The 20940-nt window shown below is 67.1% G+C and carries 12 protein-coding genes; 6 read left to right on the top strand and 6 right to left on the bottom strand.

Translation table 11 applies throughout. The annotated features are described in order from the left end of the window. Nucleotides 1–87: 87 nt before the first annotated feature. Entirely contained in the window at nt 88–2238 is a 2151-nt protein-coding gene (locus NPJ82_RS13155) for a histidine kinase dimerization/phosphoacceptor domain -containing protein (protein ID WP_342657630.1), read from the bottom strand. Nucleotides 2239–2394: 156 nt separating this feature from the next. On the opposite strand from NPJ82_RS13155, the gene NPJ82_RS13150 reads away from it, so the two are divergent. The 5 genes from NPJ82_RS13150 to NPJ82_RS13130 are packed head-to-tail and all read left to right on the top strand — an operon-like array spanning nt 2395 to nt 7725. After that, complete coding sequence (locus tag NPJ82_RS13150) at nt 2395–3561, top strand: acyl-CoA dehydrogenase family protein (protein ID WP_342657629.1); 1167 nt, start codon at nt 2395–2397, stop codon at nt 3559–3561. After that, the gene (locus NPJ82_RS13145; protein WP_342657628.1) at nt 3558–5153 is read left to right on the top strand and encodes a carboxyl transferase domain-containing protein; all 1596 of its coding nucleotides are present in this window, start codon (nt 3558–3560) and stop codon (nt 5151–5153) included. Before NPJ82_RS13150 ends, NPJ82_RS13145 begins: the two co-directional genes overlap by 4 nt. A 6-nt stretch (nt 5154–5159) precedes the next feature. After that, nucleotides 5160–5441, top strand: a complete 282-nt coding sequence (locus tag NPJ82_RS13140) for a barstar family protein (protein WP_342657627.1) — start codon at nt 5160–5162, stop codon at nt 5439–5441. A 2-nt stretch (nt 5442–5443) separates the two neighbouring features. After that, nucleotides 5444–7282 (top strand): acetyl/propionyl/methylcrotonyl-CoA carboxylase subunit alpha, encoded by a 1839-nt coding sequence (locus NPJ82_RS13135; protein ID WP_342659020.1) that lies wholly within the window; start codon nt 5444–5446, stop codon nt 7280–7282. Further along, on the top strand, nt 7279–7725 hold the full coding sequence (locus NPJ82_RS13130; protein WP_112381176.1) for a MaoC family dehydratase: 447 nt from the start codon (nt 7279–7281) through the stop codon (nt 7723–7725). The genes NPJ82_RS13135 and NPJ82_RS13130 overlap by 4 nt, the downstream gene beginning before the upstream one ends. A 36-nt stretch (nt 7726–7761) precedes the next feature. Here the strand turns inward: NPJ82_RS13130 and NPJ82_RS13125 are convergent, their stop codons facing one another. Beyond that, complete coding sequence (locus tag NPJ82_RS13125; protein ID WP_342657626.1) at nt 7762–9855, bottom strand: TonB-dependent receptor; 2094 nt, start codon at nt 9853–9855, stop codon at nt 7762–7764. Between the two features lie 145 nt (nt 9856–10000). On the opposite strand from NPJ82_RS13125, the gene NPJ82_RS13120 reads away from it, so the two are divergent. Continuing rightward, entirely contained in the window at nt 10001–10780 is a 780-nt protein-coding gene (locus tag NPJ82_RS13120; protein ID WP_342657625.1) for a metallophosphoesterase, read from the top strand. A gap of 592 nt (nt 10781–11372) precedes the next feature. On the opposite strand, the gene NPJ82_RS13115 is transcribed toward NPJ82_RS13120, so the two are convergent. The 4 genes from NPJ82_RS13115 to rpoB all read right to left on the bottom strand — a co-directional run bounded on the left by NPJ82_RS13115 (nt 11373) and on the right by rpoB (nt 20937). After that, nucleotides 11373–11546, bottom strand: coding sequence for a hypothetical protein (locus NPJ82_RS13115; RefSeq protein WP_342657624.1), 174 nt, complete (start codon nt 11544–11546; stop codon nt 11373–11375). Nucleotides 11547–11727: 181 nt separating this feature from the next. Continuing rightward, nucleotides 11728–12156, bottom strand: coding sequence for a hypothetical protein (locus NPJ82_RS13110; RefSeq protein WP_342657623.1), 429 nt, complete (start codon nt 12154–12156; stop codon nt 11728–11730). 185 nt (nt 12157–12341) lie between these two features. After that, entirely contained in the window at nt 12342–16619 is a 4278-nt protein-coding gene (gene rpoC / locus NPJ82_RS13105; protein WP_149680934.1) for a DNA-directed RNA polymerase subunit beta', read from the bottom strand. Between the two features lie 160 nt (nt 16620–16779). Beyond that, entirely contained in the window at nt 16780–20937 is a 4158-nt protein-coding gene (rpoB, locus tag NPJ82_RS13100) for a DNA-directed RNA polymerase subunit beta (protein WP_267351947.1), read from the bottom strand. Between the last annotated feature and the right edge of the window lie 3 nt (nt 20938–20940).

The raw sequence follows: 20940 nt of genomic DNA, 5'->3' as shown, positions 1-20940 counted from the left end.
CCAGCAGTGCTGCGCGTGGGGTAGCCCCTCACCCCAGCCCTCTCCCCGAAGGGGAGAGGGAGCAGGATTGTCACTGCTTAACGGGTGTCAGCTTGGCCGATCCTCGATCGGGGCGGTGACGATCACGCGCAGGCCGGGCTGGTTGTCGACATGGTCGATGGTGCCGGACAGGCGGGACATCATGGCGGTCATCATGCGGCTGCCGAAGCCGGCCCCGTCACCCGTCTTGCCGCGGCCATCGTCGGCCACGATCAGGCGCAGGCGGTTGCGATGCTGTTCCAGCGAAATGGCGATCGGGCCGGCCGCGCCGCCATAGGCATATTTGGTCGCGTTGATGAGCAGTTCGGTGGTCACCAGCCCAAGATTGATCGCCCGGTCGGTGGGCATCAGGACGGGGGCGAGGTCGAGGCGGATCGACTGCGCCCAGTCGGCGCCCAGCGATGCCTTCATGTCGCCGACCAGTTCCTCCAGATAGCGGGCGAGGTCGACCGTCTGGATCTGGTCGTCGCGGTAGAGGCGGCGATGGACCAGCGCGACCGCGGACAGGCGCGCCTGCGCCTCCGACAGATGCGCGCGCACGGTGGGGTCGTTGGCCGCCTTGCTTTGCAGCGACAGAAAGGCCGAGACGAGTTGGAGGCTGTTCTGGACGCGGTGGTCCACCTCCTTCATCAGCACGTCCTTCTGCTGGAGCAAGGCGTCCTTGTCGGCGAGCGTCCGCTGCAACTCGGTGTTCAGCGTGCGCAGGCGCTGCGTCTGGTGGATGTCGTGCAACGCGCGGCGCAGGCGATGCGCAGCCTCGATCTCCTCCAGCGTCCAGTGACGGGCGCGACCGCGCACCGTTTCCACCCAGCTTTCGAACGAGGCGCGCGGCGACAGGATCTCGCCGGGCTTCAGGTCGACCGCCTTGTGGGGGTTGCCGGCCCATTCGACCTCCTCGACCTGTTCGGCGCGGAACCAGAGCAGGACGGCGCCGTCATCGACCAGCGGCAGTGCGAGCAGCCCGCTGGCACGGTCCGAATAATCCGCAGCTTCCGGTACATGCTGCGCCAACTCGTGCGTCGCGAACAGGTCGCTGGTGCCGCGTGCACGCACCCAGCGCGCCAGTTCCTGAATGTCGAACGATCCCGGATGGATGCCGTGACAGGCGACCGCCGGACCCTGGACCAGGGCGAAGCCGTCGCTGCGGAACATCTGGCACAGTTCGTTCGACAGCGCGTCCACCGCCTTGCGCAGCGATCCGCTGGTCGCGATGCGGGGCAGCAGGCTGTCTTCCGCGGCACGCAGGCGCAGGCGCTCGCGATAGGTGTCCGCTTCCTCCTTGGCGCGGATCTGGCGGGCAAGGCCGCTGGCGAGCATCGCGGCGGCGGAGCGGGTGGCGGGCGACAGGCGGCGCGGCGCGGCATTGTGGCACGCGATCAGGCCCCAGAGCAGCCCGTCCTTGACGATCGAGATCGACGCCGACGCGCCCACACCCATATTGTTCAGGTAGCGCAGGTGGATAGGCGATACGCTGCGTAGTGCCACGTCGGACAGGTCGGTTGCCTCGAAGCCGATCGGGCGGAGCGGGGCCGGAGTATAGTCGATCGCCGGGATCACCCGAGTCCGATTGCGGACATAGAGCGCGCGCGCCTGTTTGGGGATGTCGGACGCGGGAAAATGGTGGTGGAGAAAGGTGCCGAGATCGGGCGCGGCATCCTCGGCGACGACGCGACCGGCATCGTCGTCGAGAAAGCGGTACACCATGACCCGGTCGAAGCCGGTCAGCGCACGAAAGGCGACCGCGGCACGCTCGCACAGCGATTGCAGGTCGCTGGCACGCTCGAAGGTGGTGGCGGCCGCATCCAGCCAGGGCAGCACGCTGCCGCGCCCCCAGGGGGCGTCCTGCTCGGCGGGTTCCAGCTCGACCAGCAGCCGGTCGCCGCCGCGGTGAAGCGCGACCTCGAACTGCTCGGTGGCGGTGGTCAGCGGCTGGGCAGTCAGGGTGGAGCCCAGGCCGACCATGGTGTTAGCAAGAAGCGCGGAGATATCCTGCGCGAGCAGATCGGACAGCGTGCGGCCCAACCAGTCGGGCGCGAGCCGTTCCTCCAGCGCGCCGGCGCCCGCAATCACGGTCAGCGTGGCGGGATCGGCGACCAGCAGCAGGCCGTGGGGCTGGATGGCACCCGGGATATGGATCGGCTCGCGATCGCAGACCGTTAGATCGGCGCCGATCGGCGGCGTTACGGGCAGCGTTGCCATGGGTACACATCTCTCACTGGATGGCAGCCGCATGCCGGTTTTCGAGCGACGTTGCAAATTTGGAAGAGAAATGCCGAATACCGTACAAAGAGCGCTCTTCCCCTCAAGACCGAATTGAAGCTAGAAGCGAAAGAAAATTACAGACCCGGAGAGGCCATGATCGACGATTTCGACTTCGCGCTCGGCGAGAGCGCGGACATGATCCGCGATGCCACGCGACGCTTCGCCACCGACCGTATCGCCCCGCTGGCTGCGCGGATGGATGCGGAGGACTGGTTTCCCCGCGACATCTGGCCGGAAATGGGCGCACTGGGCCTGCACGGCATCACCGTCGGCGAGGCGGATGGCGGGCTGGGACTGGGCTATCTGGATCATGTCGTCGCGATCGAGGAAGTCAGCCGCGCCTCGGCCTCGCTCGGCCTTTCCTACGGCGCGCATTCCAACCTGTGCATCAATCAGATCAGCCGCTGGGGAAGCCCCGAGCAGAAGGCGAAGTATCTGCCCAAGCTGATCTCCGGCGAACATGTCGGCAGCCTGGCGATGTCGGAGGTGACGGCCGGGTCGGACGTGGTGTCGATGAAGCTGAAGGCCGAGGCGGTCGAGGGCGGGTTCCGGCTGAACGGCACGAAGTTCTGGATCACCAACGCCGCCTATGCCGACACGCTGGTCGTCTATGCCAAGACGGGGGAGGGGAGCCGCGGGATCACCGCCTTCCTGATCGAGCGCGACATGCCGGGCTTCGCGATCGGGCAGAAGATCGACAAGATGGGCATGCGCGGATCGCCGACCGCCGAGCTGGTCTTTACCGACTGTTTCGTGCCGGCGGAGAATGTGATGGGGCCGCTGAACGGCGGCGTCGGCGTGCTGATGAGCGGGCTGGATTACGAGCGCGCGGTGCTGGCGGGCATCCAGCTTGGCATCATGCAGGCCTGCCTCGACGTGGTGGTGCCCTATGTCCGCGAGCGCGAGCAGTTCGGGCAGGCGATCGGGACGTTTCAGCTTATCCAGGCCAAGGTGGCCGACATGTATGTCGCGCTCAATTCCTCGCGCGCCTATGTCTATGCGGTCGCGCGGAGCTGCGACGCGGGGCGGACGACGCGGTTCGATGCGGCGGGCGCGATCCTGCTGGCGAGCGAGAATGCGGTCAAGGTTTCGCTGGAGGCGATCCAGGCGCTGGGCGGGGCGGGCTATACAAAGGACTGGCCGGTGGAGCGCTTCGCGCGCGATGCCAAGCTGCTCGACATCGGCGCAGGGACGAACGAGATCCGCCGCATGCTGATCGGCCGCGAACTGATCGGCGCCAAGCCGAAGGTCGCGCAATGAGGGTGCTGCCGAGCGCGGTGCAGACGGAGGCCGAAGCATTCCGCGCCAATGCCGCGCATAATCGCGCGCTGGCCGAGCGGCTGCGCGCCGATGTCGCGGTCGCCGGGCTGGGCGGCAGCGAGGCATCGCGCGAGCGCCATGTCGGCCGGGGCAAGCTGTTGCCGCGCGAACGGGTGGAGCGGCTGCTCGACCCCGCCTCGCCGTTTCTGGAAATCGGGCAGCTGGCGGCGAACGGCCTTTATGGCGGGGAGGTGCCCGGCGCGGGCGTGATCGCCGGGATCGGCCGGGTATCGGGGCGGCAGGTGATGATCGTCGCCAACGACGCGACGGTGAAGGGCGGCACCTATTACCCGCTGACCGTGAAGAAGCATCTGCGCGCGCAGGAGATCGCGGCGGAAAACCGGCTGCCCTGCCTGTATCTGGTCGACTCGGGCGGCGCGAACCTGCCGCATCAGGCGGAGGTGTTTCCCGACCGCGACCATTTCGGGCGCATCTTCTTCAACCAGGCGCAGATGTCGGCGGCGGGCATCCCGCAGATCGCGTGCGTGATGGGCAGCTGCACCGCGGGCGGGGCCTATGTGCCGGCCATGTCGGACGAGACGGTGATCGTGCGCGAGCAGGGCACGATCTTTCTGGCCGGGCCGCCACTGGTCAAGGCGGCGACGGGCGAGGTGATCTCTGCCGAGGAACTCGGCGGGGCGGAAACGCATGGCCGGCGATCGGGCGTGGTCGATCATGTCGCGGAGAATGACGAGCACGCGCTGACCCTGTTGCGCGATATCGTCTCCACGCTGCCGCCGCAGATGGCGGCGCCGGTCAACATGGCGCCCCCGCGCGCGCCGCTCTATCCGGCCGAGGAACTGTACGGACTGATCCCGTCGGACGTGCGGGCGCCCTATGACGTGCACGAGGTGATCGCCCGGATCGTCGACGGTTCGGAATTCCATGCGTTCAAGCCGCTCTACGGCACCAGCCTGGTCTGTGGCTTTGCACATATCCATGGCCAGCCGGTCGCGATCCTGGCGAATAACGGCGTGCTGTTCTCCGAGAGCGCACAAAAGGGGGCGCATTTCATCGAGCTGGCATGCCAGCGGCGTATCCCGCTGCTGTTCCTGCAGAATATTGCGGGTTTCATGGTGGGCGGCCGGTACGAGGCGGAAGGGATCGCCAAGCACGGGGCCAAGCTGGTGACCGCGGTCGCCACGGCGCAGGTGCCCAAGATCACGGTGGTGATCGGCGGCAGCTTCGGCGCGGGCAATTACGGCATGTGCGGGCGGGCCTATTCCCCGCGTTTCCTGTTCACCTGGCCCAATGCGCGGATCAGCGTGATGGGCGGCGAACAGGCGGCGAGCGTCCTGGCCACCGTCCACCGCGATGCCGCGCGCTGGAGCGAGGAGGAGGCGGATGCCTTCAAGGCGCCGATCCGCGCCAAATATGAGGAAGAGGGCAATCCCTGGTACGCGACGGCGCGGTTGTGGGACGATGGCATCATCGATCCCGCGCAGACGCGCGACGTGCTGGGCCTGGCGCTGGCCGCGACGCTGAACGCGCCGATCCCGGAACGCGCGGCGTTCGGCGTGTTCCGGATGTAGTGCGCGATGGCGATGGATCTTCGCATCGACGGCGAGAGCATCGTGGACGAGGCGGACTTCCATGCCCGCATCCGTGATGCGTCCGGCGTCGAATGGTATGGCGGCAGCCTGGATGCGCTGTTCGACCTGCTGGTTGCCGTTGTCGATCCGCCGATCGCCATTCGCCTGCGCCATGCCGCGGCTGCTCGCCTGAAGGTCGGTGCGCGGTTCGATCGTATCCTGACCGTGATCCTGGACGCCATCGCCCTGCGGGGCGGCACCGCGATCACGCTTGTGCTGGAATCCTGATGATGATCTCTACCCTGTTGATCGCCAATCGCGGCGAGATTGCCTGTCGGGTCATTCGCACGGCGCGGGCGATGGGTATGCGTACCGTGGCCGTCTATTCCGAGGCGGACGCGAGCGCGCTGCATGTCGCCTTGGCCGATACCGCAGTGCTGATCGGACCGGCGGCGGCGCGGGACAGCTATCTGCGCGGCGACCGCATCCTGGAGGCGGTACGGGCGAGCGGGGCGGATGCGATCCACCCCGGCTACGGCTTCCTCAGCGAGAATGCCGACTTCGCGCAAGCCGTGATCGATGCCGGGCTGACCTGGGTCGGCCCGAACCCCGACAGCATCCGCGCGATGGGGCTGAAGGATGCGGCGAAGGCGCGGATGATCGCGGCAGGGGTGCCGGTGACGCCGGGTTATCTGGGCGAGGATCAGGGCGAGGCACGGTTGGCGGCGGAGGCCGATGCGATCGGCTATCCCGTGCTGATCAAGGCGGTTGCGGGCGGCGGCGGCAAGGGGATGCGGCGGGTGGATGCGCCCGGCGACTTCGCCGCGGCGCTCGCCTCGTGCCGGCGCGAGGCGGCGGCGTCGTTTGGCGACGATCGCGTCCTGATCGAGAAATATATCCTGTCGCCGCGCCATATCGAGGTGCAGGTGTTCGGGGACCGCCACGGCAATGTCGTGCATCTGTTCGAGCGCGATTGTTCGTTGCAGCGGCGGCATCAGAAGGTGATCGAGGAAGCGCCGGCGCCGGGGATGGACGAGGCGACGCGCGAGGCGGTGTGCGACGCGGCGGTCAGGGCCGCGAAGGCGGTCGATTATGTCGGCGCGGGCACGATCGAATTCATCGCCGATGCGGGCGAGGGCCTGCGCGCCGACCGCATCTGGTTCATGGAGATGAACACCCGGTTGCAGGTCGAGCATCCGGTGACCGAGGCGATCACCGGCGTCGATCTGGTGGAGTGGCAGTTGCGTGTCGCGGCGGGCAAGCGCCTGCCGGCCGCGCAGGCGGACCTGTCGATCCGGGGGCACGCGATCGAAGCGCGGCTCTATGCCGAAGACCCGGCGCGCGGCTTCCTGCCGTCGATCGGACGGCTGGAGGCGTTCGACCTGGGCGACGGGGCCGGCATCCGCATCGATACCGGCGTGCGGCAGGGCGACGCGGTGACGCCCTATTACGATCCGATGATCGCCAAGGTGATCGCGTGGGGACACACGCGTGAGGACGCACGCGTGGCCCTGCGCGACAGGCTGGCCGGCGCGACGGTGTGGCCGGTGCGCAGCAATGCGGGCTTTCTGGTGCGGGCGCTGGAGCATCCGGCGTTCGTGTCGGGGACGGTGGATACCGGGCTGATCGCGCGGGAGGGCGACGCGCTGTTGCCGCCCGCTGAGCCCGATGCGGCGGTGCTGGCGGCGGCGGCGACAGCGATGGTGCAGCCGGGGCCGTTGGCGGGCTTCCGGCTGAATGCCGCGGCGCGGTGCGAGGCGCGGGTGCTGCTGGACGGGCAGGCGGTGACGGTGACGCTGGGGGCGGCGGCGGAGCGGCCGGCCGCACCCTATGTGATGCAGGGCGGGCAGAGCTGGACGCTGGCGCCGTGGCGGGTGGATGGTGCCGCGGCCGGGGGCGCGTCCGATGGGGCGATCCTGTCGCCGATGCCGGGACGGATCATCGCGGTCGCCGTGGAGCAGGGGGCGCAGGTGGTGCGCGGCCAGCCGCTGGTGACGATGGAGGCGATGAAGATGGAACATGCGTTGGTCGCGCCGTTCGACGGGGTGGTCGCCATGCTGGACGCGGTGACGGGCGGGCAGGTGGCCGAGGGGCGGTTGCTGGTGCGGATCGAGAAGGACGCGGCATGAGCGGGCGCACATTCGAGGGGTGGACGATCGGCGACCGGATCGAGCATCCGATCCGCCGGACGGTGACCGAGACGGACAACCTGCTGTTTTCCACCATGACACACAATCCGCAGCCGCTGCACCTGGATGTCGAGGCGGCGCGGGCAAGCGAGTTCGGGCAGATCCTGGTCAACGGCACCTTCACCTTTGCCCTGATGGTCGGGCTGTCTGTGGGGGAGACGACGCTGGGGACGCTGGTCGCCAATCTGGGCTATGACGAGCTGGTGATGCCCCACCCGGTGTTCCTGGGCGACACGCTGCGCGCGACGACCGAGGTGGTGGCGCTGCGCGACAGCCGTTCGCGGCCCGAGGCGGGGCTGGTGACGTTCCGGCACGAGGCGCTGAACCAGCGTGACCAGATCGTCTGCCGATGCCTGCGGACCGCGCTGGTACGGCGGGGCTGAGCGGGCCGGCACCGCAAAACAAGCAGGCGTCCCCCGCTACAGGCGGTAGCGCAGGCCGATCCACAGCGTGCGGGGGACGGCGCGCTCGACGATGCCGGCGCCGGAAAAGCCGGTTTCCACCGTCTCGTCGCCGATATTCTCGGCCCGGGCCTCGACCGCGAGGGTGGGGGTCAGGGGAAGCGAGGCAAAGGCATCGACCGTGGTCGCCGCGGCCAGCGCGCGGCTGTTCTGGTCGTCATCGAACTGGCGGGCGACGTGGCGGACGGTGGCGGTCAGCGCGGCGCGCCCCTGCGTATAGCCGAGCGTGCCCGAGACCTGATCGCGCGGCGTTTGCGCCGGGCGCAGATCGTCGAGCGCGGCGGCGGGGCCGGATCCCTCGACACGGGCATTGGTGTGGGACCAGCTTGCGCGGGCGAGCAGGGGGCCGCGCGTCCAGCGGCCGTCCAGCTCGAAGCCGTGGGCGCGGACCGCATCGAGGTTGCGGCGGACGCGGTAGGTGCCGCCGGCGGCGACGAAGCCGACGCCGGGGAAGGTGTCGGGGCCGGCGCCGGCGGTGACATTGGCGATGGCGTCGCTCAGCCGGTTGTAGAAATAGGTGGCCGAGACGCGGACGCCGGGCAGCGGGGTCAGGTCGATCCCGCCCTCCACCCCGGTCAGATGTTCGGGGTTCAGGTCGGGGTTCGCCGCGGTGGCGTCGGCACCGACGCGAAAAGGACGATAGAGTTCGTTTAGCGTCGGCAGGCGCCAGCCGCGATAGCCGGCAACCCGCACGGTGACGGGGTCGGCGGGGCGGAAGGCGAGGCCGGCGCGGCCGGTCCATTCGGTGCCGGAGCGATCGGCAAAGCGCGCATCGGTCAGCACCGCGGAGGTGGCCAGCGTACGCTCGGCCAGCATGCCGCCCCTGATCTGCCACCCATCGACCCGGCCGCCGGCGGTGAGGGTCAGCGCGCCGGCCTCCACGCTGCCATCGGCGAACAGGCCGGCGGTGCGCGAGGCACCCCCCGCCTCGCGCCGGCGGGTCGGAAGGCCGGCGACGAAGGTGTAGAGTTCCTGCGTCTTGCCCGACACGTCGCGGATATCGGCGCCGAGGCGCAGGGCGACCTGCTCGCCGATCGGGGGCGCGACCTCCAGCCGGGCGCCGAGGCCGGTGGCGGGGGTGTTATACTGGTCCAGCGTCTGCGTGGCGGTGGTGCGGGCGGCGTTGATGGCGGCGAAGCTGGAGGCGAAGGCGCGCGTCTGAAGATAGGCGAGCGCCGACCAGCCCCAACGTCCGCGCCCGACGAGGCGGATGCTGGCGTCGGCGCCCTCCGACTGGTTGGCGGTAAAGGCGGTGCCGCGCTCGCGCCGGTCGGTAAAGGCGGAGACGTTCATCTGCACCTCGGTATCGGCTGTGATGCTGGCAACGCCGCGGATCGCGCCCGAGGCCTGTTCGAAGGGGGCGGGGCGATCGACCGGGCCACGCTGCGCGGCGATCGTCGGGATGAAGCCGTCGCCGCGCGTATAGGCGCCGGCGATCGTCGCGAAGCCGCCAGGGCGGACGAGCGAGGCGGCCCCTTGCGCATCGACCGAGTCGCGGCTGCCATAGGCGGCGTAGAGGTCGACCGGGCTGAGCTGGTCGGGGGTGGCGCTGTCCAGTTCGATTGTGCCGGCGAGCGCGCCGGGGCCCTGATAGCCCGAGCCGCCGCCGCGGGTGACGCGCACGCGGCCGAGTCGACCGGTGGCATAAGCCGGGAAGGCGACCCAGCCGCCGAACGGATCGGTCTGCGGCACGCCATCGAGCAGGAGGAGCGTGCGGCTGGCGGCGTTGCCACCCAGTCCGCGCAGGGTGATGCCCTGGCTGGTCGGATTGGCGGAACGGCTGTCGGAGCGGCGGAACTGTTGCAGGCCGGTGACGTCGGCCAGCACGCTTTCCAGACGGTTGCTGCCGCTTTGCAGGATGCGGTCGCGGTTGATCGTCACCACGTCGAAGGCGCGGTCGCCGGGGGCGTCGTCCAGCCCGCGCCCGGTGACGATGATCGGCGCTTCGCTGGCGGCAGGGGCAGGGGCGGGGGCCGTCTGGGCGATGACGGGGGTGGCGCCGAGCAACAGGGGGGTGAGGATCGACAGCGGCTTGGCGGGGTAGGAATGCATCGCGCGTCCATGCAGGGAAGCGTGCCGAGCCGCAACGACCGGGAACGTGCACGCGGACCGGTCGTTGCGGAAATAACAGGAGAATGCCCGCCCTTATGGCCTATGTTATCGATCGACGCGCCGCCCCGACCGCTGGATGCCGGGCATGAAGCGGCTGTTCCACGTCAGCGACGTCCATTTCGGCGCGGAAGACCCGGAGGCGATCGCCTGGTTTTCCGACCTGGTCGCGACGGAAAAGCCCGATGCGGTCATCATGACCGGCGACCTGACGATGCGGGCGACCAAGAGCGAGTTCGCGGCGGGTGGCGCCTGGTTGCGGTCGCTGGGCGTGCCGGTGACGCTGGAGGTCGGCAATCACGACATCCCCTATTACTGGGACCCGTTCCGGCGGCTGTTTTCGCCCTATCAGCGCTATGCCACGGTGGAAAAGATGATCGAGCAGCCGCTGGATCTGGCCGGCATCACCGTGGTGCCGCTGAAGACGACGGCGCGGGCGCAGTGGCGGTGGAACTGGTCCAAGGGGCGGGTGAGCCCCGGATCGCTGTCCCGCGCGCTGTCGCTGATCGAGCAGGCGCCCCGGGGCAACCTGATCTTCGTGGCGGCGCATCACCCCCTGATCGAAGGGGGAACCAAGGGCACGGCAAAGACACGCCACGGCGACGCCGCGCTGACCGCGCTGGCGGCGGCGGGGGCCCATGCCGTCCTGACCGGCCATGTCCATGATCCCTTCGACGTGCCGATCGACCGCAACGGGTGGACGATCCGGATGATCGGCGCGGGCACGCTGTCGAAGCGGGTGCGACACTCGCCACCGGCGTTCAACGAGATCCGGGTGGATGGCAGCCGGTTCGAGACGCTGTCGCGGACGCTGGATACCCAACCGAAGCAGCCGATCAGCGAGGATAGCCGCCCGGCCGCCGTGTAGAGCAGCGTGCATCAGCGCAGGATGACATCCCCGTGGTCCGTTCGTGTCGAGAGCTCGTATCGAGACAGTGCCACATGCGGCGACGTGTCTCTCGATACGCCGTCTCGATACGCGGCTGCGCCGCTGCTCGACGGCTACTCGAGATGAACGGGGCCGGGGGGATCAATCCGATGTCGTCCAATGCTGGAGCAGGATGACGTTCCCTCGATCCGTTCGTGTCGAGTGGAGATCGAGTAGCTCCGCAGGAGCGTAGCGAGAGCGCGTATCGAGACCGGGCGACACGCGGCGACGTGTCTCTCGATACGCCGTCTCGATACGCGGCTGCGCCGCTACTCGACGGCTACTCGAGATGAACGGGGAGGGGGATCAACCCGATGTCATCCAACGCCGGAGCAGGATGACACCCCCTTGATCCGTTCTTGTCAGGTAGAGATCGAGTAGCTCCGCAGGAGCGTAGCGAGAACGCGTATCGAGACATTGCCGCATGCCGCGACGTGTCTCTTGATACGCGGCCTCGCCGCTACTCGACATAAACGGGGAAAGGGGTGGAGCAACCCGGTGTCATTCGACTCCCGGTCGGGCGCGTATGGGCTCAGGCCGATCGGGGCAGCATCGGGCTGCTCATCACAGAATGGCTATACACGCGGTCCAGATAATGATTGGCGATGATGTAATGGGCGCGCACCGCGGCGGGGTGCGTCGCACGCTGCGCCAGTTGCAGTTCGGCCTCGGCGCGTTGGTAGAAATAGTCCTTGTCTGTCGTCATTGCCTCAACTCCCGCGCCGGCTGTGTCGCATGGGCGCGCGTTTGGCCATCATGCATATTAGGTACGGTCGGGAATTGGCGACGAACGGCATCAGTTTTGTGTCATTCCGAGGCGATAACATACCAGGTTTCAAAGAAACTCTCCGCCGACGCAAGGGCGCCGGCGGGGACATCGGATCGGATCAGCGGCAAACCCGCCGGCCGTTTCGAATCTCGTAGGTGCAGGGACGATAGCCGCGACCATAATAGTTCGTATTGTCGCCCTGCGAACGGGGATCGACATAGCCGGGCTGGCGCTCGGCACGGCGGATCGCCTGGGCGGTGGTGTCGCGGCGCGGGCCGTCGCGGCGATCCCAGCGGTTGTCGCGGCCACGCCGGTCCCAACGATCGTCACGGCCGCGCCAGTCATCCTGGCCGCGCCAGTCACGACGGTCGTACCGTGCACGCCGATCATCACGCCGGTAATCGCGGCGGTCGCGATCACCCTGCCAGCGGCCCTCGTTGCGGTCACCGCGCCAGCTCTGCGCCTGCGCCTCGGACGGCTGGAGGGATAGGGCGGTTCCGCTGACCACGAGGCCGAAGGCGGCGACCATCTGCAACAGCTTGTGCATCGTGTTACTCCCTGGACCCAACAGGGATCCGTTGATGGAGCAACCCGCCAAAACGGCCGGCTGTTCCATCTGCCGCTCTAGGCGGGGGCGGGTGAATGGTGGCTGTCGGGCATGTTCATCCCAACAAAAAGGCCGCCGCCCGGTTGCCCGGACGGCGGCCCCTTTTCAGGTCATGAAGCGACCGGTCAGTCGTTCAGATACTCGCCCGCATCGGCGTCGGTGCCGGTGCCCGACGGCACCACCTCGGCCAGCGGATCGCTGCCCGTGCCAGTGTCGTCACGCGTGGAGCGTGCATCCTCGGCCGCCTTCTGCTCGGCGGCGTTGATCGGTGCGACGATCGCATCGGCCAGACGACGCTGCTGGACGCGGAGCGCCGCATCGCGGCTGGAGGCCGCCACGCGCAGGCGGTTCATGCCGGCGCCGGTACCCGCCGGGATCAGGCGGCCGACGATGACATTCTCCTTCAGGCCCATCAGCGTGTCCTGCTTGCCCTGGACCGCCGCCTCGGTGAGGACGCGGGTGGTCTCCTGGAACGACGCCGCCGAGATGAAGCTGCGGGTCTGCAGCGACGCCTTGGTGATGCCGAGCAGGACGGGCTTGCCCTGCGCACGCGCCTCGTTCGGCCCGAGCTTGGCGTTGGTCGCGTCCATTTCCTCGCGATCGACCTGCTCGCCCTTGAGCAGCGTGGTGTCGCCGCCCTCGGTGATCTCGACCTTTTGCAGCATCTGACGGACGATCGTCTCGATGTGCTTGTCGTTGATCTTCACGCCCTGCAGTCGGTACACTTCCTGGATTTCCGACACGAGATATTCGGCCAGCGGCTCGATCCCCATCGTCTCCAGAATGTCGTGCGGGTTGGGCGAGCCGCCGATCAAGTTGTCGCCACGCTTGACGTAGTCGCCTTCCTGAACGTCGATCACCTTGGACTTCGGCACCAGATACTCGACGACGTCGCCGCCATCCTCGGGTTGGATGCCGATCTTGCGCTTGGCCTTGTAGTCCTTGCCGAACACGACCCGGCCGGAGACCTTGGCGATGATCGCCGCCTCCTTGGGGATGCGCGCCTCGAACAGCTCGGCGACGCGCGGCAGACCGCCGGTGATGTCGCGGGTCTTGGCGCTTTCACGCGCAACACGCGCGATCACGTCGCCGCCCTGCACCTGCTGCCCGTCCTCGACCGACAGCGTGGCGCCTGGCGCCAGCATGTACCGGCCTGCCTCGCCGCTGGCATCGTCGTGCAGTGTCAGGCGGGGACGCAGGTCCTCCTTCGACTTGGACGCGGCGCGATACTCGATCACGACGCGCTGGGCGATGCCCGTCGCCTCGTCGACCTGCTCGGTCAGCGTCTTGCCCTCGATCAGGTCCTGGAAGCGGATCGTGCCCGGGTTTTCCGTGATTACCGGCATGGTGAACGGATCCCACTCGGCCATGCGGTCGCCCTTCGACACGATATGTCCGTCGTCGAACAGGACATAGGCGCCGTAGGGGATGCGATCGACCGACAGCTCGCGGCCGTCCATGTCGACGATCGCGATCTCGCCCGAGCGGCTGAGCACCACGCGACGACCGCGCTGGTCCTCGATGATGCGCAGGTCGCGGAACTCGACCGTGCCGTCGACCGCCGCTTCGAGGTTCGACTGCTCGTTGAGCTGTGCCGCGCCGCCGATGTGGAAGGTACGCATGGTAAGCTGCGTACCCGGCTCGCCGATCGACTGCGCCGCGATGACGCCGACCGCTTCGCCGATGTTGACCGGCGTACCGCGGGCGAGGTCACGGCCGTAGCACTTGCCGCACACGCCGATCTTCGACTCGCAGACCAGTGGGCTGCGGATCTTGACCGACTGGATGCCGATCTTCTCGATGCCGGCGACCATCGGCTCGTCGAGCAGCGTGCCCGTCGGGATGCTGATCTCGTTCGTCTTGGGGTCGACGATATCCTCGGCCGTGGTGCGGCCCAGGATACGCTCGGCAAGCGACGCGATCGTGCTGCCGCCCTGGACGATCGCCTTCATCTCGAGGGCGCGGGACGTGCCGCAATCCTCTTCGATGACGACGCAGTCCTGGCTGACGTCGACCAGACGGCGGGTCAGGTAGCCCGAGTTCGCCGTCTTGAGCGCGGTATCGGCCAGGCCCTTGCGGGCGCCGTGGGTCGAGTTGAAGTATTCAAGGACGGTCAGGCCTTCCTTGAAGTTCGAGATGATCGGCGTCTCGATGATCTCGCCCGACGGCTTGGCCATCAGGCCGCGCATTCCGGCGAGCTGCTTGATCTGGGCCTGCGAACCGCGGGCACCGGAGTGGGCCATCATGTAGATCGCGTTGATCGGCTTTTCGCGACCCGTTTCCTCGTCGCGCTTCACCGCCTTGATCTCGTCCATCATGGCGCCCGCCACCTGGTCGCCGCAACGGCTCCAGGCGTCGATCACCTTGTTGTACTTCTCCTGCTGCGTGATCAGGCCGTCCTGATACTGCTGCTCGTAATCCTTCACGAGCGCACGCGTCTCCTCGACGAGGGCGTCCTTCTCGTTCGGGATGATCATGTCGTCCTTGCCGAACGAGATGCCCGCCTTGAACGCGTGCCGGAAGCCGAGCGCCATGATCGCGTCGGCGAACAGCACGGTCTCCTTCTGGCCGGTGTGACGATACACCTCATCGATCACGTCGCCCACGTCCTTCTTGGTGAGGAGGCGGTTGACGATCTCGAACGGGACCTTGTGGCTCTTGGGCAGCGTCTCGCCGAGCAGCATGCGGCCCGGCGTCGTCTCGAAGCGCTTGAGATACTGCTGACCGCTCTCGTCGGTCTGCGGCACGCGGCTGATGACCTTGGTGTGCAGCGTCACCGCGCCGGCGTCGAGTGCCTGATGCACCTCGGCCATGTCGGCGAGCAGCATGCCTTCGCCCGGCTCGCCGGTCTTCTCCATCGACAGATAATAGAGACCCAGCACCATGTCCTGCGACGGCACGATGATCGGCTTGCCGTTGGCGGGCGACAGGATGTTGTTGGTCGACATCATCAAGACGCGCGCTTCCAACTGAGCCTCAAGGCTCAGGGGAACGTGCACGGCCATCTGGTCGCCGTCGAAGTCGGCGTTGAACGCCGAGCAGACCAGCGGGTGAAGCTGGATCGCCTTGCCCTCGATCAGCACCGGCTCGAACGCCTGGATGCCGAGACGGTGGAGCGTCGGTGCGCGGTTGAGCATCACGGGATGCTCGCGGATCACCTCGTCCAGGATATCCCAGACTTCCTTGCGCTCCTTCTCGACCCACTTCTTGGCCTGCTTCAGCGTCATGCTGAGGCCCTTGGCGTCGAGGCGGGCGTAGATGAACGGCTTGAACAGCTCGAGCGCCATCTTCTTGGGCAGGCCGCACTGGTGCAGCTTCAGCTCCGGACCGGTCACGATGACCGAACGGCCCGAATAGTCGACGCGCTTGCCGAGCAGGTTCTGGCGGAAGCGGCCCTGCTTGCCCTTCAGCATGTCGCTGAGCGACTTCAGCGGACGCTTGTTGGCACCGGTGATCGTGCGGCCGCGACGGCCGTTGTCGAACAGGGCGTCGACCGCTTCCTGCAACATGCGCTTCTCGTTGCGGACGATGATGTCCGGCGCGCGCAGCTCCATGAGGCGCTTCAGGCGGTTGTTGCGGTTGATGACGCGGCGGTACAGGTCGTTCAGATCCGACGTCGCGAAACGACCGCCGTCCAGCGGCACCAGCGGACGCAGCTCGGGCGGGATGACCGGCACGACTTCGAGGATCATCCATTCCGGACGGTTGCCCGACTCCAGGAAGGACTCGACGACCTTCAGGCGCTTGATGATCTTCTTGGGCTTCAGCTCGGACTTGGTGGTCGCCAGCTCTTCGAGCAGCGCGACCTTCTCGCCCTCGAGATCGAGGCTTTCGAGCATGATGCGCACGGCTTCGGCGCCGATGCCGGCGGAGAAGGCGTCCTCGCCATATTCATCCTGCGCGTCGAGCAGCTCGTCCTCGGTGAGAAGCTGATACTTCTCCAAGGGCGTCAGGCCCGGCTCGATGACGATATAGGCTTCGAAGTAGAGCACGCGCTCCAGCTGCTTCAACTGCATGTCGAGCAACAGGCCGATGCGGCTCGGCAGCGACTTCAGGAACCAGATGTGCGCGACGGGCGCGGCCAGTTCGATATGGCCCATCCGCTCGCGGCGGACCTTCGACACGGTAACCTCGACACCGCACTTTTCGCAGACGATGCCCTTGTACTTCATGCGCTTGTACTTGCCGCACAGGCACTCGTAATCCTTGATCGGACCGAAGATGCGCGCGCAGAACAGGCCGTCACGCTCGGGCTTGAACGTGCGATAGTTGATCGTCTCGGGCTTCTTGATCTCGCCGAACGACCACGAACGGATCTTGTCGGGCGAGGCGATGCCGATCTGGATCTGGTCGAAGGTCTCGGGCTTCGCGACCGGATTGGCGAAATTGGTCAGTTCGTTCATCTTGATGAACCTCTTTTGAAACTCAACTCCTCTCCCGCCGGGAGAGGAAGGGGCCCGCCAGCACCGCTGGTGGGAAGGTGAGGGCAGGGCAGTTACCTGTCCTCACCCTTCCGGCGCTTCGCGCCTCCCTCCCTCTCCCGCCGGGAGAGGGAGACGAAGGTCACTCCGCCGCGATGGCAACATCGTCCTCGTCGACCTCGGCGGTCCGCAGATCGACGTTCAGGCCCAGCGAGCGCATTTCCTTGACGAGCACGTTGAAGCTCTCGGGAATGCCGGCCTCGAAGGTGTCGTCGCCCTTGACGATCGCCTCGTAGACCTTGGTGCGGCCGACCACGTCGTCGGACTTCACCGTCAGCATTTCCTGCAAGGTATACGCCGCGCCGTAAGCCTGGAGCGCCCAGACCTCCATCTCGCCGAAGCGCTGGCCACCGAACTGCGCCTTGCCGCCCAGCGGCTGCTGGGTAACGAGGCTGTACGGCCCGATCGAACGCGCGTGGATCTTGTCGTCGACCAGGTGGTGCAGCTTCAGCATGTAGATGATGCCCACCGTGACCTTGCGGTCGAACTTGTCGCCGGTACGTCCGTCGAACAGGTCCGACTGGCCCGACGTGTCGAGACCCGCCAGCTCCAGCATCGCCGACACGTCACCTTCGCGGGCGCCGTCGAACACCGGGGTGCCCATCGGAATGCCGGTCTTGAGGTTGCCGACCAGCTCCATGACTTCCTCACCCGTGCGGGCGTTGATGTCATCGGCATAATGGTCGCCATAGATCTCGACCAGGCGCTCCTTGACCGGCTCGGGCATCGCCCCCGCCTTGGCGTCCGGATTGGCCTCGCGCCACTCCTCCAGCGCGGTCGCCACCTGCATGCCCAGGTTGCGCGCCGCCCAGCCGAGATGCGTCTCGAAGATCTGTCCGACGTTCATGCGGCTCGGCACGCCCAGCGGGTTCAGCACGAGATCGACCGGCGTACCGTCCGCGAGGAAGGGCATATCCTCCTGCGGCAGGATGCGGCTGATCACGCCCTTGTTGCCGTGACGGCCGGCCATCTTGTCGCCTGGCTGCAGCTTGCGCTTCACCGCGACGAACACCTTGACCATCTTCAGCACGCCCGGCGGCAGCTCGTCGCCACGCTCCAGCTTGTCGCGGCGGTCGTGGAACTTGTCCGTGATCCGCTTGGCGGCCTCGTCATACTGGGCCTTGACCGCTTCCAGATCGCTCTGGCGCGCATCGTCGGCGACCGCGAACTTCCACCATTCGTGGCGGTCGACGCTTTCCAGCACCTCGGCGTCGATCACCGAACCCTTCTTGACGCCCTTGGGGGCGGCCGTCGCGGTCTGGTCGAGCAGCATCTCGCGCAGGCGGCTCCAGGTCGCCCGGTTGAGGATGGTGCGCTCGTCATCGGCGTCCTTCTTCAGGCGCTCGATCTCCTCGCGCTCGATCGCCATCGCACGCTCGTCCTTGTCGATGCCGTGACGATTGAAGACGCGCACGTCGACGATCGTGCCGGCAACACCCGGCGGCAGGCGCAGCGAGGTGTCGCGCACGTCCGATGCCTTTTCACCGAAGATGGCGCGGAGCAGCTTCTCTTCCGGCGTCATCGGGCTTTCGCCCTTCGGCGTGATCTTGCCGACCAGGATGTCGCCCGGCTCCACCTCGGCACCGACATAGACGATGCCCGCCTCGTCGAGGTTGCGCAGCGCCTCCTCGCCGACGTTCGGGATGTCGCGGGTGATGTCCTCCGGCCCCAGCTTCGTGTCGCGGGCCATCACCTCGAACTCATCGATGTGGATCGACGTGAACACGTCGTCCTTTACGATCCGCTCGGAGATGAGGATCGAGTCCTCGTAGTTGTAGCCGTTCCAGGGCATGAACGCGACCAGCGCGTTGCGGCCCAGCGCCAGCTCGCCGAACTCGGTCGACGGACCGTCGGCCAGCACGTCGCCGACGTTCACCACGTCGCCCACCTTCACCAGCGGACGCTGGTTGATGCAGGTCGACTGGTTCGAACGCTGGAACTTCATCAGCGTGTAGATGTCGACGCCCGACTTGCCCGCATCGACCTCACCGGTCGCGCGGATCACGATGCGTGCGGCATCGACCTGATCGACGATGCCGGCGCGCTTGGCCGAGATCGCGGCGCCGGAATCGCGCGCCACCGTCTCTTCCATGCCGGTGCCGACGAACGGCGCCTCGGCCTTGACCAGCGGCACCGCCTGGCGCTGCATGTTCGAGCCCATCAGCGCGCGGTTGGCGTCGTCGTTTTCCAGGAAGGGAATGAGCGACGCGGCGACCGAGACGAGCTGCTTGGGGCTGACGTCCATCAGCGTCACCGTGTCCGGCAGCGCCATCAGGAATTCGCCGGCCTGACGCGCGGACACCAGTTCCTCGGCGAAGGAGCCATCCTCGTTCAGCTCGGCCGACGCCTGGGCGACGGTGTGCTTCTGCTCCTCCATCGCCGACAGATAGACGACCTCGTTGGTCACCTTGCCATCGACGATCTTGCGGTACGGCGTTTCGATGAAGCCGTACTTGTTGACGCGCGCAAAGGTCGACAGCGAGTTGATCAGACCGATGTTCGGGCCTTCCGGCGTTTCGATCGGGCAGATACGGCCATAGTGCGTCGGGTGAACGTCGCGAACTTCGAAGCCGGCGCGCTCACGCGTCAGACCGCCCGGCCCGAGGGCCGAGACGCGGCGCTTGTGCGTCACTTCGGACAGCGGGTTGGTCTGGTCCATGAACTGCGACAGCTGCGACGAACCAAAGAACTCGCGCACCGCGGCGACCGCGGGCTTGGCGTTGATCAGGTCGTTCGGCATCACGGTGGACACGTCGACCGACGACATGCGCTCCTTGACCGCACGCTCCATGCGCAACAGGCCGACGCGGTACTGGTTCTCCAGCAGCTCGCCGACCGAGCGCACGCGGCGGTTGCCGAGATTGTCGATGTCGTCGATCTCGCCCTTGCCGTCCTTCAGGTCGACCAGCGTCTTGACCACCGCCAGGATGTCCTCGGTACGCAGCGTCGTCACCGTGTCCGGCGCGTCGAGGTCGAGGCGCATGTTCAGCTTGACGCGGCCCACCGCCGACAGGTCGTAGCGGTCCGGATCGAAGAACAGGCCGGCGAACAGCGACTCCGCGGTTTCCAGCGTCGGCGGCTCGCCGGGGCGCATCACGCGGTAGATGTCGGACAGCGCCTGCTCGCGCTCCTCGGCCTTGTCGGCCTTCAGCGTGTTGCGGATCCACGGGCCGGTGGCGACATGGTCGATGTCGAGCAGTTCGATCGTGTCGACGCCCGCCTTGTCCAGGCTTTCCAGATTCTCGGCGGTGATCTCGTCACCCGCCTCGACATAGATCTCGCCCGTCGCCTCGTTGATGAGGTCATAGGCCGAGTAGCGGCCGAAGATTTCCTCGGTCGGGATCAGCAGCTCGGTCAGGCCGTCCTTGCCGGCCTTGTTGGCGGCGCGGGGGCTGATCTTCTGGCCGGCGGCGAATACCACCTCGCCCGAATTCGCGTCGACGATGTCGAACAGCGGCTTCACGCCGCGCCAGTTCTCCGCCTGGAACGGGATGCGCCAGCCGCCGTCGCCGCGCACAAAGGTGAGGCGGTTGTAGAAGTGGTTGAGGATCTCTTCCGAGTTCATCCCCAGCGCATAGAGCAGCGCGGTAACCGGCAGCTTGCGCTTGCGGTCGATACGGACGTTGACGATGTCCTTGGCATCGAACTCGAAATCGAGCCACGAGCCGCGATAGGGAATGACGCGCGCGGCGAAGAGATACTTGCCGGACGCGTGCGTCTTGCCACGGTCATGGTCGAACAGCACGCCCGGCGAACGGTGCATCTGGCTGACGATAACGCGCTCGGTGCCGTTGATGAAGAAGGTGCCGTTCTCCGTCATGAGCGGCATGTCGCCCATGTAGACGTCCTGCTCCTTGATATCGATCAGCGACTTGGCTTCGGTCTCCGGATCGACCTCGAACGTCGCGAGCGTCAGCGTGACGCGCATCGGCGCGGCATAGGTGATGCCACGCTGGCGGCATTCCTCGACGTCGAATTTCGGGTCCTCGAGGACGTAGCCGCCCTCCTTCTTGATATCAAGCTGGGCGGTGCCCGCGAAATCGGTGATCGGGAAGACCGAGCGCAGCGTCTTTTCGAGGCCGGACACATAGCCGGTCGCGGGATCGGAGCGCAGGAACTGCTCGTAGCTTTCGCGCTGCACCTCGATGAGGTTGGGCATCTGCACGACTTCGTGGATGTCGCCGAACACCTTGCGGATGCGCCGCTTGGCGGTGCCGCTCTCGATCGCCTTGGTTGCCATGGT

It is taken from the genome of Sphingomonas sp. NY01, assembly GCF_038809135.1.
GTDB lineage: Bacteria > Pseudomonadota > Alphaproteobacteria > Sphingomonadales > Sphingomonadaceae > Sphingomonas > Sphingomonas carotinifaciens.
The sequence above is the reverse complement of the archived record's forward strand: the minus strand, read 5'-3'. Positions and strand labels throughout refer to the sequence as shown.

Bases quoted from the DNA above. Each gene is read 5' to 3' on its own strand.
- NPJ82_RS13115 (WP_342657624.1), bottom strand. From the start codon at position 11,546: ATGACGACAGACAAGGACTATTTCTACCAACGCGCCGAGGCCGAACTG.
- NPJ82_RS13145 (WP_342657628.1), top strand. From the start codon at position 3,558: ATGAGGGTGCTGCCGAGCGCGGTGCAGACGGAGGCCGAAGCATTCCGC.
- NPJ82_RS13110 (WP_342657623.1), bottom strand. From the start codon at position 12,156: ATGCACAAGCTGTTGCAGATGGTCGCCGCCTTCGGCCTCGTGGTCAGC.
- NPJ82_RS13120 (WP_342657625.1), top strand. From the start codon at position 10,001: ATGAAGCGGCTGTTCCACGTCAGCGACGTCCATTTCGGCGCGGAAGAC.
- rpoB (WP_267351947.1), bottom strand. From the start codon at position 20,937: ATGGCAACCAAGGCGATCGAGAGCGGCACCGCCAAGCGGCGCATCCGC.
- NPJ82_RS13135 (WP_342659020.1), top strand. From the start codon at position 5,444: ATGATCTCTACCCTGTTGATCGCCAATCGCGGCGAGATTGCCTGTCGG.
- NPJ82_RS13150 (WP_342657629.1), top strand. From the start codon at position 2,395: ATGATCGACGATTTCGACTTCGCGCTCGGCGAGAGCGCGGACATGATC.
- NPJ82_RS13130 (WP_112381176.1), top strand. From the start codon at position 7,279: ATGAGCGGGCGCACATTCGAGGGGTGGACGATCGGCGACCGGATCGAG.
- NPJ82_RS13125 (WP_342657626.1), bottom strand. From the start codon at position 9,855: ATGCATTCCTACCCCGCCAAGCCGCTGTCGATCCTCACCCCCCTGTTG.
- NPJ82_RS13155 (WP_342657630.1), bottom strand. From the start codon at position 2,238: ATGGCAACGCTGCCCGTAACGCCGCCGATCGGCGCCGATCTAACGGTC.
- NPJ82_RS13140 (WP_342657627.1), top strand. From the start codon at position 5,160: ATGGCGATGGATCTTCGCATCGACGGCGAGAGCATCGTGGACGAGGCG.
- rpoC (WP_149680934.1), bottom strand. From the start codon at position 16,619: ATGAACGAACTGACCAATTTCGCCAATCCGGTCGCGAAGCCCGAGACC.